16 protein-coding genes are annotated in these 14,394 nt (G+C 68.3%); 6 read left to right on the top strand and 10 right to left on the bottom strand.

Going from position 1 to position 14,394, the window contains the following annotated elements; genetic code table 11:
- Positions 1-5: 5 nt before the first annotated feature.
- Together GXN78_RS36825 and GXN78_RS36820 are read right to left on the bottom strand one after the other, a co-directional pair.
- The gene (locus tag GXN78_RS36825) at positions 6-785 is read right to left on the bottom strand and encodes an IclR family transcriptional regulator (RefSeq protein ID WP_106556286.1); all 780 of its coding nucleotides are present in this window, start codon (positions 783-785) and stop codon (positions 6-8) included.
- Complete coding sequence (locus GXN78_RS36820) at positions 782-1,552, bottom strand: IclR family transcriptional regulator (protein WP_106556285.1); 771 nt, start codon at positions 1,550-1,552, stop codon at positions 782-784. Before GXN78_RS36820 ends, GXN78_RS36825 begins: the two co-directional genes overlap by 4 nt.
- Positions 1,553-1,705: 153 nt before the next feature.
- Between GXN78_RS36820 and GXN78_RS36815 the strand changes: the two genes are divergently transcribed.
- The 3 genes from GXN78_RS36815 to GXN78_RS36805 are packed head-to-tail and all read left to right on the top strand — an operon-like array spanning position 1,706 to position 5,022.
- Positions 1,706-2,674, top strand: a complete 969-nt coding sequence (locus tag GXN78_RS36815; RefSeq protein ID WP_106556284.1) for a tripartite tricarboxylate transporter substrate binding protein — start codon at positions 1,706-1,708, stop codon at positions 2,672-2,674.
- Positions 2,675-2,688: 14 nt separating this feature from the next.
- Positions 2,689-3,849: an acyl-CoA dehydrogenase family protein gene (locus GXN78_RS36810; protein ID WP_106556283.1), complete on the top strand. Its 1,161-nt coding sequence runs from the start codon at positions 2,689-2,691 to the stop codon at positions 3,847-3,849.
- A 9-nt stretch (positions 3,850-3,858) separates the two neighbouring features.
- Positions 3,859-5,022 (top strand): acyl-CoA dehydrogenase family protein, encoded by a 1,164-nt coding sequence (locus GXN78_RS36805; RefSeq protein WP_106556282.1) that lies wholly within the window; start codon positions 3,859-3,861, stop codon positions 5,020-5,022.
- A gap of 22 nt (positions 5,023-5,044) precedes the next feature.
- Here GXN78_RS36805 and hpaI read toward each other — a convergent pair whose 3' ends face one another.
- From hpaI to GXN78_RS36785, 4 genes are read right to left on the bottom strand one after another with little or no spacing between them, the layout of a single operon-like run.
- On the bottom strand, positions 5,045-5,854 hold the full coding sequence (gene hpaI, locus GXN78_RS36800) for a 4-hydroxy-2-oxoheptanedioate aldolase (protein ID WP_106556329.1): 810 nt from the start codon (positions 5,852-5,854) through the stop codon (positions 5,045-5,047).
- A gap of 5 nt (positions 5,855-5,859) precedes the next feature.
- Positions 5,860-7,329, bottom strand: coding sequence for an NAD-dependent succinate-semialdehyde dehydrogenase (locus tag GXN78_RS36795; protein ID WP_106556281.1), 1,470 nt, complete (start codon positions 7,327-7,329; stop codon positions 5,860-5,862).
- A 38-nt stretch (positions 7,330-7,367) separates the two neighbouring features.
- Positions 7,368-8,918, bottom strand: a complete 1,551-nt coding sequence (locus GXN78_RS36790) for an altronate dehydratase family protein (RefSeq protein ID WP_106556280.1) — start codon at positions 8,916-8,918, stop codon at positions 7,368-7,370.
- Between the two features lie 23 nt (positions 8,919-8,941).
- Positions 8,942-9,925, bottom strand: coding sequence for a tripartite tricarboxylate transporter substrate binding protein (locus tag GXN78_RS36785; RefSeq protein ID WP_106556279.1), 984 nt, complete (start codon positions 9,923-9,925; stop codon positions 8,942-8,944).
- 106 nt (positions 9,926-10,031) lie between these two features.
- On the opposite strand from GXN78_RS36785, the gene GXN78_RS36780 reads away from it, so the two are divergent.
- Complete coding sequence (locus GXN78_RS36780) at positions 10,032-10,997, top strand: LysR substrate-binding domain-containing protein (RefSeq protein ID WP_106556278.1); 966 nt, start codon at positions 10,032-10,034, stop codon at positions 10,995-10,997.
- A 5-nt stretch (positions 10,998-11,002) separates the two neighbouring features.
- Positions 11,003-11,644, top strand: a complete 642-nt coding sequence (locus tag GXN78_RS36775) for a dihydrofolate reductase family protein (protein WP_106556328.1) — start codon at positions 11,003-11,005, stop codon at positions 11,642-11,644.
- 17 nt (positions 11,645-11,661) lie between these two features.
- Here the strand turns inward: GXN78_RS36775 and GXN78_RS36770 are convergent, their stop codons facing one another.
- Together GXN78_RS36770 and GXN78_RS36765 are read right to left on the bottom strand one after the other, a co-directional pair.
- Complete coding sequence (locus GXN78_RS36770) at positions 11,662-12,135, bottom strand: ASCH domain-containing protein (protein ID WP_106556277.1); 474 nt, start codon at positions 12,133-12,135, stop codon at positions 11,662-11,664.
- Positions 12,136-12,208: 73 nt separating this feature from the next.
- Positions 12,209-12,457 (bottom strand): DUF1272 domain-containing protein, encoded by a 249-nt coding sequence (locus tag GXN78_RS36765; RefSeq protein WP_106556276.1) that lies wholly within the window; start codon positions 12,455-12,457, stop codon positions 12,209-12,211.
- A gap of 102 nt (positions 12,458-12,559) precedes the next feature.
- Between GXN78_RS36765 and GXN78_RS36760 the strand changes: the two genes are divergently transcribed.
- A complete protein-coding gene (locus GXN78_RS36760; RefSeq protein ID WP_106556275.1) occupies positions 12,560-13,351 on the top strand; it encodes an alpha/beta hydrolase in 792 nt (263 codons plus the stop codon).
- 193 nt (positions 13,352-13,544) lie between these two features.
- Here GXN78_RS36760 and GXN78_RS36755 read toward each other — a convergent pair whose 3' ends face one another.
- Positions 13,545-13,970 carry an NUDIX hydrolase gene (locus GXN78_RS36755; protein ID WP_239143125.1) on the bottom strand — a complete coding sequence of 142 codons (426 nt, stop codon included), beginning with the start codon at positions 13,968-13,970 and terminating at the stop codon, positions 13,545-13,547.
- Positions 13,971-14,046: 76 nt separating this feature from the next.
- Positions 14,047-14,364 carry an NIPSNAP family protein gene (locus GXN78_RS36750; protein ID WP_106556273.1) on the bottom strand — a complete coding sequence of 106 codons (318 nt, stop codon included), beginning with the start codon at positions 14,362-14,364 and terminating at the stop codon, positions 14,047-14,049.
- Positions 14,365-14,394 lie beyond the last annotated feature (30 nt).

Here is a 14,394-nt window from a genome sequence, read left to right as displayed (position 1 = left end):
CGTGGCTACCGCAGGCCCAGCGCGAACTCGACGCTGTGCGCCAGCGTGACGAGCCGCGGCCCGATCTCCCGGCGCATCTGCGCAAAGCCGCCGCGCTTGGACGCCACCGCGCAGTTCAGCACGAACTGCGTGCCATCCACCCACCCCTGCAGCGGCACGGCAAAGCCATGGCGGTTGGGCTGCCAGTCGGCCCGTGCGCTGCAGAAGCCGTCGCTGGCCAGTTCCTCGCGGGCCAGGGTCACTGCCTCGGCGTAGCGCTCGAACTCGGCCGGCGCGGCGACCCGTATCTGGTTCAGCAGCGAACGGCGGTCTTCGGCCGTGGCGCGGGCCAGCCAGGCGCGGCCCATGGCCGTGGCCAGCATCGGGATCGGCGCGCCGATGTCGGGCGTCACCACGAAATCCTCGCTGTCCCGCGCGGTCTCGACGTAGACCATGTGGATGCGGTGCCGCAGGCCCAGCGAGACGGCGCCCTCGATCTCGCGCGCCAGGGTTTCCATCATCGGCCGCGCAATCGGTCGGATGCGCATGCTGGCCAGCAGGGGGTGGCTCAGGCCCAGCACCGCGGCACCGAGCCGGTATCGGGCCGTGGCAGTGTCCCGCCGCAGGTAGCCCAGCAGCGTCAGCGTGTGCGTCAGGCGGGCCACGGTGGGCCTGGAGAGGCCCGTGCGTTCCGCAAAGTCCTTGTTGGCCAGGCTCGGCTCGCCGGCGTGAAAGCACAGCAGCAGGTCGATGCCGCTGGCGAGCGTGGTGGCGAACTGCCGGTCCTTGTCGTCGGTCTCGTTCACAGGTCGGCCTCCACGCTGCGCGCCAGCTCGACCAGGCGGGGCCCGATGCGCTGCTCGAGCTGACGTGGTGCGAGCCGCGCGGTGAGCACGCCGCAGTTGAGAACCAGCGTCTCGCCATCCTGGGGGATCAGGATCGGCACGGCGACCGCCTGCACGTCGCTGCGCCACGCGCCGCGGGAGATGCAGAAGCCCTTTCGCTTCAGATCGGCCTGCGCCTGGATCAGGTCGGCGCCGTACGACTGCACCTGGCCGGGTTCCGACGCCTCGATCTGCGCCAGGACTTCTTCGCGCAGTCCCTGCGGCGCCTGCGCGAGCCAGCTGCGGCCCATCGCCGTGGGCAGCATCGGGATGGCCGCCCCGATATCGGGCCGCCATGCGCTGAGGTCGTGCCCGCGGCTGGTCTCGACGTAGACCATGCGCGTGCGGTCCCGCATGCCCAGCGACACCGAGCCGCCCACTTCGTCGGCCAGCTGCTTCATGCGCGAGCGCGCGACTTGCCGGATGCGCAGGCTGGCCATCAGCGGATAGCCGATCGTGAGCGCCGTGGAGCCCAGGCGATAGCGCCGCAGGTGCGCATCGAAGACCACGAGGCCGCGCGCGGCCAGGGTGTAGGTCAGCCTCGAGATGGTCGCCTTCGACAGGCCCGTGCGCTCCGCGAGCTCCTTGTTGCCGAGTGCGGGTTCGCCGACGGTGAAGCAGTGCAGGACCTGCAGGCCGTGCTGCAGCGTGGTCGCGAAGTCGGGGTCGGGGTGGCGGGCGGTGGGCATGTCAGGGCCTTGGTTGCGCCTTGGATGCTACGTCCCGCGACGCATGCCGGCGTTCAAGATAGAGAAACATGGTTTTCCATATGTCATGCCCATCGGTAGTCTTCAGGGCTTGCAGCGCCCACCGATTCCACACGAAATTTCCTGGAGACCCCCATGCGCAAGATGTTCCTGATGGCCGCCGCCAGCCTGCTGGCGTTGGCTTCCGCCGTGCACGCCGAGCCGGGCTATCCGGCCAAGCCGATTCGACTCATCGTGCCCTTTGCGCCCGGTGGCTCCACCGACGTGCTCGCCCGGCTGCTCGCCGAGGCCTTGCGTCCCGAGCTGGGGCAGCCGGTCATCGTCGAGAACAAGGCCGGGGCCGGCGGCAACATCGGCGGTGACTTCGTCGCCAAGGCGCCGCCCGACGGCTACACGCTGCTGATCGCCGCCGCGGGCCCGACCGTCATCAACCCGAGCCTCTACGCCAGGATGCCCTACGACCCGGCCAAGGACCTGCGGCCGGTGACTCTGCTGATCCAGGAACCGAACCTGATGGCGATCAACCCGAAGATCCCGGCGAAGACGGTGCCCGAGTTCATCGCCTACGCCAAGTCCAGGCCGACCGAGGTCAGCTTCGGCTCGCCGGGCAACGGCAGCCCGGCGCACCTGGCGGGCGAATGGTTCAATCAGCTCACCGGCACCACGATGGTCCACGTTCCGTACAAGGGCACGGGCCCGGCGCTGAACGACCTGCTCGCCGGACAGATCGCGATGATGATCGACAACATGCCGGCCCTCTGGCCCCATGTGCAGTCGGGCAAGCTCAGGGCGCTGGCCGTTTCCACCGACAAGCGGGCCACGGCTGCACCCGACGTCCCGACCGTTGTGGAGTCCGGCGTCAAGGGCTTCGCCTTCGGCGCATGGAAGGGCCTGATGGTGCCCGCCGCCACGCCGCCGGACATCGTCGAGCGCCTGCACGCCGCCGCGACGAAGGTCTTGGCCAAGCCGGACTTCCGCAAGCGCCTGATCGACCTGGGCGCCGAGCCGGTCGGCAACACGCCGGCGCAGTTCGCCGCGGTGATCAAGACCGAGACGGCCTCTTGGGCGGCGCTGGTCAAATCCACCGGCACGAAGCTGGACTGATCGAGGAGCGAGACATGCAGCGTGATCCCCAAGCCTTCGAGCAATTCCTGAGCAGCCTTCGCCGCTACGTGCGCGAGCGGCTGGTCCCGAACGAGGCGCGCGTGGCCGAGGCCGACGAGGTGCCCGCCGACCTCGTGGCCGACATGGCAGCACAAGGCCTGTTCGGCTGGTCGATCCCCGAAGCCTATGGCGGCGCGGGCATGACGACCGAAGAGCTGGTGCTGGCCGCGCTGGAGCTGTCGCAGTGTTCGGTGGCGTTCCGGGCCCGAGTCGGCACCAACACCGGCATCGGTTCCGAGGCCCTGGTGGCCGATGGCACCGAGGCGCAGAAAAGGCGCTACCTCCCCCGGCTCGCCAGCGGCGAGCTCACCGGTGCCTTCGCCCTGACGGAGCCGGAAGCCGGTTCGGATGCCGTCTCGCTGCGCAGCTCGGCACAGCGCGAAGGCGAGCACTACGTGCTGAACGGCACCAAGTGCTTCATCACCAACGCGCCGATCGCAGGCCTGTTCACGGTGATGGCACGCACCGACCCTGCAGACCTGTCGGCGCGCGGCGTCACGGCCTTCCTGGTCGAGCGCGGCATGCCGGGGCTCAGCACCGGCCCGGCCTACAAGAAGATGGGCCAGGCCGGCTCGCCGGTGTCCGAGGTGCACATGGACAACTGCATCGTGCCGGCGGAGAACGTCATCGGCGGCCGCGAGGGCCAGGGCTTCAAGACCGCGATGAAGGTGCTCAACAAGCAGCGCATCCACCTGGCCGCCCTGTGCATCGGGCCGGCGATCCGCATGCTGGAAGACGCGGTGACCTTCGTGGCCACGCGCAAGCAGTTCGGCCAGGCGCTCGCCAGCTTCCAGCTGGTCCAGGCCCTGATCGCCGACAGCCAGACCGAGATCCATGCCGCCCGGGCGCTGGTGCTGGACACCGCGCGCAAGCGCGACGAGGGGATCGACGTGACGATGGAGGCGTCGATCTGCAAGTACTTCGCCTCCGAGATGTGCGGCCGCGTGGCCGACCGCTGCGTGCAGATGCTGGGCGGCTACGGCTACATCGCGGATCACGGCATGGAGCGCTTCTACCGCGACGTGCGGCTGTTCCGGCTCTACGAAGGCACGAGCCAGATCCACCAGCTCAACATCGCCAAACGTACTCTGGCGCAAGCCGGGTACGGCGGCTGAGGCGCCGGCATGTTCGGCTACAGCGATCGGCTTCCCGTCCTGCGCGAGGCGGTGCAGCGCTTCGTCGATGAGGAGGCCATCCCGCGCGAGAGCCCGGCGCTCGCGCACGACCTGAACGCCCTCGAAGAGACGACCCATCTGTTGCGCGCCAAGGCCAGGGAGGCGGGCATCTACGGGCCGCAGCTCCCGGCGGCCTGGGGCGGCCTGGGCTTGTCCTGGCGCGACCGCTCGGTGATCCTCGAAGAGGCGGGCCGCAGCTTTCTCGCGCCGCTGGCGATGAACTGCGCGCCGCCGGACCAGCCGAACATGATCAACTTGCTGACCGACGGCTCGCCGGCGCAGCAACAGCGCTACCTCGCGCCGCTGGCACGCGGCGAGACGAGGTCCTGCTTCGCGATGACCGAACCCGAGCCGGGCGCGGGTTCCGACCCATCGATGCTGCAGACCGTGGCCGAGCGCCGCCCCAGCGGATGGTCGATCTCCGGGCGCAAGTGGTTCATCAGCGGCGCGGTCGGCGCCTCGTTCGCGCTGGTGCTGGCCAGGACGGGCGAGGGCGCGACGATCTTCATCGTCGATGCCGACAACCCCGGCTACCGCGTGGTGCGCAACATCGCCAGCATCGACGGTTTCCAGATCGGCGGCCACGGCGAGATCGAGCTCCAGGACTGCTTCGTCGGCGACGACGCGGTGCTGGGCGAGGTGGGCCGGGGCTTCGCCTACGCGCAGATCCGGCTCGAACCGGCACGCCTGTCGCACTGCATGCGATTCATCGGGCGCGCCTCGCGTGCGATGTCGCTGGCGCAGGACTACGCGAAGCGCAGAAGCTCCTTCGGGCAGCCCCTGGCGCAGCTGCAGCAGGTGCAGGCAATGGTGGCGGATTCGCACATCGACCTGCATGCCGCACGCCTGATGACCTGGCACGCCGCCGCGAAGCTCGACGCCAACGAAAGCATCAAGCACGAATCGGCCATGGTGAAGGTGTTCGTGTCGGAAGCGGTGGGACGGGTGGCGGATCGCGCCGCGCAGATCATGGGGGCGCTCGGCATGTCCGAAGACGCGCCGGTCTCGATGATCCTGCGCGAGATGCGCCCCTTCCGCATCTACGACGGCGCCTCGGAGCTGCACCGTTCCACGCTGGCGCGCCGCGTCTTCAAGGAGTCGCGAGCCCCTTGATGCGCGCCGCGGGTGGCAATGTTCAATAAGCGGAGGCGCCGGCGGCGCTCATCGCGCTCTCGGTGCCGAGGCCGAATTCGCTGGCCAGGCGGCGCGCGGCCTGCGCGAGCAGGGTGACGTCGATGCCGACTGCCACGAAGGTGGCGCCGAGCTCGAGGTACCTGCGTGCCAGCGCGAGCTCCGCCGTCAGCGTGCCGGCAGCCTTGCCGCTCGCAACGATGGTCCGGATCGCGCGGTCGATGGCGGCCTGCACCTCCGGATGCCCCGGCGCGCCGCGGTGGCCCATCGACGCCGCCAGGTCGGCCGGGCCGATGAACACGCCGTGCACCCCGTCCACCGCGCAGATCTCTTCGAGGTTGTCGAGAGCGGTGGCGGTCTCGGCCTGCACCAGCAGGCAGACCTCGTCGTTGGCCGCGCCCAGGTAGTCGCGCCGCGCGCCCCAGCGCGAGGCCCGTGCCACGGCAGCGCCGACGCCGCGCACGCCCTCCGGCGGATAGCGCGTGGCCGCGACCAGCGCGCGCGCCTGCGCGGCGGTGTCGACCATGGGCACCAGCAGGTTCTGGGCGCCGATGTCGAGCAGCTGCTTGATCAGCGCGGTGTCGCCGCTCACGGCACGCACGACCGGCTGGCCGGGATAGGCCGCGACCGCCTGCAGCTGCGCCAGGGTGCTGCGCACGTCGTTGGGGGCGTGCTCGCCGTCGATCAGCAGCCACTGGAAGCCGGCGGTCGCGCAGACCTCCGCGCTGTAGGGCTGCGCCATCGACAGCCACAGGCCGACCTGCGGCTGCTTGTTGAGCAGTGCGTGCTTGAATGAATTGTTCATGACCGTCATCTCCATCAATCCAGCCCGCCCTGGCACACGTACTTGGTGTGCAGGTAGTCGTCCAGGCCGTGGACCGACCCCTCGCGGCCATAGCCCGACTCCTTCACGCCGCCGAAGGGCGCCGCCTCGGCCGCCAGCGCGCCTTCGTTGATGCCGACGATGCCCGTCTCCAGCGCCTCGGCCACGCGCCAGATGCGGCGCACGTCCTGCGAGTAGAAGTAGGCGGCCAGTCCGAAGGGCGTGTCGTTGGCCTGCGCGATCACCTCCGCCTCGGTGTCGAAGCGCGTGATCGGTGCCACGGGGCCGAAGGTTTCCTCGCAGGCGCAGGCCATCGTGGCGTCGGCGTCGATGAGCACCGTCGGCGCGTAGTAGTGGGGGCCCAGCGCCGCCAGGCGCTCGCCGCCGGTGAGCACGCGCGCGCCGCGCGCCACCGCGTCGCGGACGTGGCGCTCGATCTTCTCGACCGCGCGCGCATTGATCATCGGCCCGATCTGCGAGGCCGGATCGGTCGCGGGCCCGACCTTGAGCGCGGCGACGCGCGCGACCAGCTTGTCGGCGAAGGCGTCATGCACGCTGCCGTGCACGAACACGCGGTTGGGGCACACGCAGGTCTGCCCGCCGTTGCGGAACTTGGCGGCCATCAGCCCTTCGACCGCGGCATCGAGATCGGCATCCTCGAACACGATGAAGGGGGCATTGCCGCCCAGCTCCAGCGACAGCTTCTTGAGCGTGTCGGCCGAACGGCGCGCGAGGTGCTTGCCCACAGGCGTCGAGCCGGTGAAGGTGATCTTGCGCACGCGCGGATCGTCCAGCCAGACGTCGACCACCTCGGGCGTGCGTTCGCGCGAGGCGGTGACGATGTTGAGCACACCCGGCGGCACGCCCGCCTCTTCGGCCAGCGCCACCAGCGCCAGCGAGGTCAGCGGCGTGTCCTCGGCCGGCTTGCACACCACGGTGCAGCCCGCGGCCAGTGCGGGGGCGATCTTGCGCGCGATCATCGCGGCCGGAAAGTTCCACGGCGTGATCGCGGCGACCACGCCGACCGGCTCCCGGAGCGCAAACATGCGGCGCCCCGGCAGCGGCGCGGGAATGAGCTCGCCGTTGGCGCGTGTCGCCTCCTCGGCGAACCACTCGATGTAGCTGGCGGCGTAGGCGATCTCGCCCTTGCCTTCGGCCAGCGGCTTGCCCTGCTCGCGCGAGACCAGCTTGCCCAGGTCGTCCTGGTTCGCCATCACGAGGTCGTTCCAGCGCTTGATGATCTGTGCGCGCTGCTTGGCCGGCAGCTTGCGCCAGCCCGCGAACGCGGCGTGCGCGGCATCGACGGCGCTGCGCGCCTCGTCGGCGCCGCTGTCCGGCACCTGGGCGATGCGTGCGCCGGTGGCGGGGTCCGTCACGTCGAGCGTGCGGCCGGTGGCGGCACGCCACTCGCCGGCAATGAAGTTGGCGCTGCGCAGCAGGCCGGGTCGGGAAAGCGTCAGGGGCATGGGGTGCGGGATTCGGTGGTTCGGGTCACGAAGAAGGCTCAGCTCACGATGCCCATGTGCCAGGGCACGAACTCGTGATCGCCCAGGCCCAGCAGCTCGCTCTTGGTCGCCTCGCCCGAAGCGGCGCGCAGGATGTGCTGGAAGATGCGCTCGCCCATCTGCTGCACGTCGAGTTCGCCGTCGAGGATGAGGCCGCAGTTGATGTCCATGTCGTCTTCGAGGCGGGTGAACATGGCCGTGTTGCTCGCCAGCTTGAGGGTTGGCGAGGGCTTGGAGCCGAACATCGAGCCGCGGCCGGTGGTGAAGCAGATCAGGTTCGCGCCGCTGGCGATCTGCCCGGTCGAGGCCACCGGGTCGTAGCCGGGCGAATCCATGAACACGAAGCCGGCCTTGTCGATCGGCTCGGCGTATTCGTACACGGCCTGCAGCGGCGTGGTGCCGCCCTTCATCGCGGACCCGAGCGACTTCTCGAAGATGTTGGCCAGGCCGCCGGCCTGATTGCCCGGTCCCACGACGCCATTGAACTGACCGTTGTGGCCGCGTGTGTACGCTTCCCACCAGGCGAGGCGGTCGAGCAGTTTCTGGCCCACCGCCGGGCTGACGGCGCGGCGCGTCAGCATGAACTCCACGCCATGGATCTCCGGGGTCTCCGAGAGGATGGCGGTGCCGCCGTGGCGCACCAGGATGTCCATCGCCGCGCCCAGCGCCGGGTTGGCGGTGATGCCGGAGAAGCCGTCCGAACCCCCGCATTCCAGACCGATCTTCAGGTGCGCGGCGCTGACGGGCTCGCGCTTGACGTCGTTCGCGGTCGGCAGCATGGACTCGATGGCCGCGATGCCTGCGGCGATGGTGGCGCGGGTGCCGCCCGTGTCCTGCATGACGAAGGTCCGCACGTGCGGGCCGGGCTCCAGTCCCTGCGACGAAACCAGATCGGCCACCTGGTTGCGTTCGCAGCCGAGGCCCACGATCAGGACGCCGGCCAGGTTCGGATGGCGGGCATAGCCGGCGATCGTCCGGCGCAGCACGTCGAAGTGCTCGCTCGGAGAGGACATGCCGCAGCCGCTGGTCTGCGCGAAGGCCACCACCCCATCGACATTCGGGTATGGCGCCAGACGCTCGGGCGTGAAGTGCGCCGCGATCTGCTTGATGACGGTGGCCGAGCAGTTCACCGACGAGATCAGCCCGATGAAGTTGCGCGTGGCCACGCTGCCGTCGGGCCGCACGATGCCCATGAAGGTGGCGCGCTCGGCCTCGGGGACGTAGTCGACGGGGCGCACGTCCTCGCAGAAGCCCGGGTCGCGGTCGAAGTCGACCAGCTCGAGGTTGTGCGTGTGCACGTGCTCGCCGGGCTCGATGTCGCGCATGGCCGCGCCGATGACGGTGTCGTACTTCTTGACCTTGTCGCCGGCGGCAATGCGGCGTGCCGCGATCTTGTGGCCGGCGGGCACCTGCGCACGCATGCGCAGGCCGAGCTCCGGCACGGCCTGGCCCAGCGCGATGGGCGCGCGGGCGATCAGCACGTTGTCGTTCTCGTGCAGCCGGATCAGCGGCGAAGGGGTGGTGTCGGCAGTGGTGGCAACAGCGGTCATGCGGATCTCCTGGCGGCGTCGCTTCAGTTCTTGCTCATCAGCTCCTTCAGCTTGAGCCTCTCGATGAGCACCTTTTCCTTGGCCACACTGGCGCTGACGTACTTCTCGTAGTCCGGCGCGTCGAGGTACATCAGCGGTGCGTCGATCCTGGCGCAGGCCGCAGCGAACTCCGGGCTTGCGGCGGCGGCCTTGAAGGCCGCGCGCAGCCGGGCGGCGATGTCCGCGGGCAGGCCCTTCGGCGCGCCGATGCCGTTGGGGGCATCCACCACGACGTTGTAGCCGGCCTCCTTCAACGTGGGCGCGTCGTTGAACTCCGCCGTGCGCTGCTCGCCCCAGGTGGCCAGGAGGCGCAGCTTGCCCGACTTGACGTGCGGCGCCCACGAGCTGGAGTCGGCCAGTACGTCGACGTGGCCACCCATCAGCGCCTGCAGCGCCTCGGAGCCGCCCTTGAAGGGGATCGCGTTGAACTTCACGCCGGCGGCGATGGCGAACTCCTCCATGCCGACATGCGTCGCGCCGCCCAGGCCCGCGGTGCCGTAGGTGATCTTGTCGGGGTTGGCCTTGGCATCGGCCACCAGGTCCTTCAGCGTCTTCCAGGGCGCTTCGGCGCGCACGGCGATGCCGAAGGTCTGGCCCGAGACGCGTGCGATGTAGCTGAGGTCCTTGAGCGGATCGACCTGCACCATGCCGAGCTGCGAGAAGCGCGTCACCGAGATCGGGATCTGGCCGATGGTGTAGCCGTCGGGCTTGGCGCTCGCCAGTGCCTTCAAGCCAATCATCCCGGAGGCGCCGGCCTTGTTGTCCACCACGACCGATTGGCCGAGCTCCCTGCCTGCCGCGGTGCACAGCGCGCGCATGGTGACGTCCGCGGTGCCGCCGGCGGGCCAGGGGCAGATGAAGGTGATGGGGCGCTCGGGGTAGCCGGCCGCGGCAGCGCGCGTGGCGGCAAGCGGAAGCAGGGCAGCACCGAGGCTGCCCAGCACGAACTGGCGGCGATTGGATCGCATCGTCTTGTCTCCTGAATGCATCGTGGGAAGCCCCGATTGTTCAAGGTGTCATCATTACAATCCAATGAAGTTATCGACTCTCTTCTTTCTCTTTAGGTTATGAAGAATGCCTGACATCGATCGTGTGCTTCGCTCCAACCTGAAGCTGCGGCACCTGCAGCTGCTGGTGGCGCTCGACGAGTTTCGCCATCTTGGCCGCGCCGCCGAATTCCTGTCGGTGACTCAGCCGGCCGTATCGAAGATGCTGGCCGAGATCGAGCGCATGTTCGACCTCGAGCTGTTCCTGCGCTCGACACGCGGAACGGAGCCGACCGCCTACGGCTCGGCCGTGGTGCGCTTCGCGCGCTCGGTGCTGGCCGACTACGGCCGCACGCGCGACGAGATCGCGGCCGTGGCGAGCGGCGCCGCGGGCCGCACCAGCGTCGGCGCCATGGTGGTCGCCACGCCGTCCCTGCTGATGCGTGCCGTCGCGCTTCTGAAGGAGCGCTCGACGCAGACCACCGTGATGATCGAGGAGGGCGATCTGACCCGGCTGCTGCCGCGCTTGCGCGTCGGCGAACTGGACCTCTTCGTCGGCCGGCTCGAGCCGGGCTATGCGGCGCCGGACCTGAAGACCGAGCCCTTGTATGCCGAGCCCATGTGCGTCGTGGTCCGGCCCGACCACGAACTGGCGTCCGCCGCCAAGCCGGGCTGGAGCCAGCTCGTCCAGCTGCCGTGGGTGGTGCCTCCGCCCTGGGCGTCGTCGCGCATGAAGCTGGAGCAGATGTTCTACAAGCATCGGCTGGTCCCGCCTGCGGACATCGTCGAAACCGCTTCCTTCCTGGTGACGCTCAGCTGCATTCGCGAGCGATCCGCCGTCGGCTTTCTGGCGCTCGGCGTGGCGCGGCATTTCGAAGGCGAGGGCCTGGTCAAGGCGCTCGGACTGGCGGTTCCGATCGAGCTGCCGCCGGTCGGCATGATGACGATGCAGGGGCGCGACCCGACGCCGGCGACGGGGCAACTGATGCAATGCCTGCGGACCGCGGCCGCCGAGCTGATGCCGGCTGGACCTGCCAGGCGTATTAAGAGGTGAACAGCATGTCAAAGCTTCGACTCAGGATCTCGATGTCGCTGGACGGGTTCGTCGCCGGTCCGAGCCAAAGCCTGCAGGAGCCACTCGGCATCGGCGGCGAGCGATTGCACGAGTGGGTATTCCCGCTGGAGGCTTGGCGGCGTCCGCATGGCATGGAAGGCGGCGTGGTGAACGAGAGCACGCCGGTGATGGAGGAAGAACTTGCCAACATTGGCGCAACCATCATGGGCCGCAACATGTTCGGCGGCGGTCCGGGCCCGTGGGACAAGACGGATGCCTGGAACGGCTGGTGGGGTCGCAATCCGCCGTTTCATCACCCGGTGTTCGTGCTGACGCATCACGCGCGCGACCCGTTGATCCTGGAGGGTGGCACGAGCTTTACGTTCGTGACCGACGGCATTGAGAGTGCGCTGGATCAGGCTCGGCGTGCGGCGGGCGGGAAGGACGTAGCGCTGTCGGGCGGCGCGCGCGCTGCGCAGCAATACTTGAAGGCCGGCCTGGTCGATGAAATGCAGCTTCATCTGGTCCCGACCTTACTCGGCAGTGGCGAGCGCCTGTTCGACGACGACCAAGCCCTGCACGACCTCGCCATGGTGAAAACAGTCGCGGCGCCGAACGTGATTCACCTGAAATTCGTGAGAAAGTAAAAGCGTCCCGCTTCGATTCAAGCCTTGCCTCGGTAGATGACATTGAACCGCTCGCACGCGACAGGCATGGTCAGACTGGGTTCTCGACCCATGCGCGCGCACTCGCGGCCAAAGTAGGCCCAGTGCACGCGGCGCCAGTACTCCAACGACGCATCGCCTTCACCTTCGATGGCTGCGAATTCGGCGGTGACTTGGTCGAATGGCAACACCTCGACCTGCAGAGTTTCGATGACACAGGCAGGCCTTCCGTCCCAGTAGGTGACGACGCTGAGGGCACCGGGCTTGGGTGGTGAACCACCCGCGTTCTCGAATGACCAGACCAGACCGGCAGTGGCCCGCTTGACGCCGGCAAGCACAAGGTCGGCAAGTTCGTTGGCGGTGGCCTCGTTGTCATCGAAGTGGAATGCCTCGAAGAACCGGTCGGAGCCATCCTCTCCAAGCTCGGCGCAGAAAGCGTCCCAGAACATCGCGATGCTTGAAGGAATGCTCATGCTCGTCTTGGCAGCTATGGCGGTTGATTGGAAGGTCTGTGCCGATGTCGCGACCGGCGCGGCGAGGTGAAGCTCAAGGGGCGGCCGCGCAACCTTCGGGCTTGAACACCCGTGTGGTCGAAGCCGGGTATTTCTCGAGCTTGGCAGCCGACCGCCGTGGGCGCGGGAGCAACTCGCCGCCGCAGTTCGGGCAGATTCCGGCCAAGCGCTGGGCGGCGCAGTCACTGCAGAACGTGCACTCGAAGGAGCAAATCCGTGCGGCAGTCGAATCTGGCGGCAAGTCTCGGTCACAACACTCGCATCCGGGACGCATCTGGAGCATGGCGAAGGCCTCTGGTAGTCTGGTCAAGGAAGCTTAAGCGAAGCGCACCGGACAAGGAACCTCCCCTCTCATCTTTCCAAGGAGTTCATTGTGAAACTCTCCATGCGCCGCTGGCGGCTGCTTCTGTTTCTGCTGTCATTCGGCCTGCTCCTGCCGCTGAGGGCGCAGACTGCGGCTCAGGTGGTGGACATCCCGACTCGGCCCGGCGTGACGCAGCGCTTCATCTACCTCGCTCCCGACAAGCCGCGCGCCGCAGCCATTCTTCTGGCAGGCGGCCATGGTGGCCTGCAGCTATTTGCCAACGGCAGCGCCAAGTGGGGCGACGGCAATTTCCTTGTGCGCACGCGCGACCTGTTCGCCCAGCAGGGTCTCGCCGTGGCGGTGGTCGATGCGCCTTCGGACCGGCAGTCGGCGCCGTTTCTCAATGGCTTTCGGCAGTCGCCCGAGCACGTGGCCGATCTCAAGGCGGTGATCGCATGGTTGCGCGACAAGACCGGGGTGCCGGTGTGGCTGGTGGGCACGAGCCGCGGCACGCAGTCGGCCGCCTGGACCGCCACGCAATTGCCGCGTGTCGATGGAGGGCCGGACGGCTTGGTGCTGACCTCCGCCATCCTGAGCGACCCGCGCGGCCGCGCAGTACCGGCCATGCCGTTGGAGCGTGTGGCTGTGCCGGTGCTGGTGGTGCACCACCAGCAGGACGGTTGCAAGCTGTGCGACTTCAGCGAGGCGCCGGGCCTGATGGAGAAGTTCACGGCCGCGCCGCGCAAGGAACTCATCGCAGTCAGCGGGGGCATCAGCAGGGGCGACGCCTGCGAGGCCTGGTCCTACCACGGCTACAACGGCCTGGAGACCGAGGTGGTGGGCCGTATTGCGGCCTGGATCACCGCGCATTGAGGCTTCGCAGACACCGGGTCTGCGAACGACCGGTTGAATCCACACCCGCAGCCGTCAGTCTTCTTTTCGGTCGCGCGGAGAAGAGGCGATGGGCTCGAAGCCAAACCTGAGCGCCACGGCACGGCAATAGCACTGAGCGATCATGCCCAATTCTGCCTTCGCGTTGGACGTCCTGGGTTGTGGGCCCGGATTCCTAACCTTCGACCGGCGGCATCCCCTCGAAGCCCGGTAGCCTCCGAAGCAGCGCCGTCATCGACTTCGCAGCAAGCGCCGGGACATCGGCGATGTCCACCCACCTGAACTGGTCCACTTCAGGAGTCATCACGCCTGACGCGTGGTGAGGGAAGAAGCTCGTGCATTTGCATGCCGCGATATCGCAGTCGCGCGTGTGCAGGGCGACACGGAACAGGTGCAGTTCCTTTCGGGGGAGATAGGCCATGCGCCCAAGCTCCTCCATCGAATCCGCAGTCAGTTCGATGCCCGTCTCTTCCCGGACTTCGCGGATGGCCGCCTCGCGCGCGGACTCGCCTTCTTCCGCGCCACCCTTCGGGATGTCCCAGTGCTTCTGCCCGGTGGCGTGCGCCAGCAGGAGCTGGCCTTGCTCGTTGAGGATGAGCACCCCATAGGAAGTGGCTTTCATGGCCTGCGGATTGTCGTCGGAAGAGGTACGGTTCGCGAAGACGATGGCCGCCTCATCAGGGCTCGAAGAACGGCACCGGCACCATCAGCTTCGTCTCCTGCGACACCAGATAGGCGGCCTGCGCGCTCTTCTCTAGATAGCTCGCCCACGCGGGATCGCGCTGCATCGCCGCGCGCCTGCCGGCGCGGTCCGCCGCATCGGCGAAGACCCAGATGTGCGTGTAGCTGTTGACGTTGCCGGTCTCGGTCTGCAGATAGGCCAGAGGCTCTCCGAGGTGGCGGCGCTGGATGTCGAAGCCGTGCTCGGCATAGAGCGCGAGATGGCGTTTCAGCGTGCCGGGCCGGCAGGTGTAGGTGCGTACGTCGTAGAGCATGTGAGTTCGGTTTCCTCGGGATTCAACAAA

Source organism: Variovorax sp. WS11 (assembly GCF_010499245.1).
In the GTDB taxonomy this organism is placed as follows: domain Bacteria; phylum Pseudomonadota; class Gammaproteobacteria; order Burkholderiales; family Burkholderiaceae_C; genus Variovorax.
The sequence above is the reverse complement of the archived record's forward strand: the minus strand, read 5'-3'. Positions and strand labels throughout refer to the sequence as shown.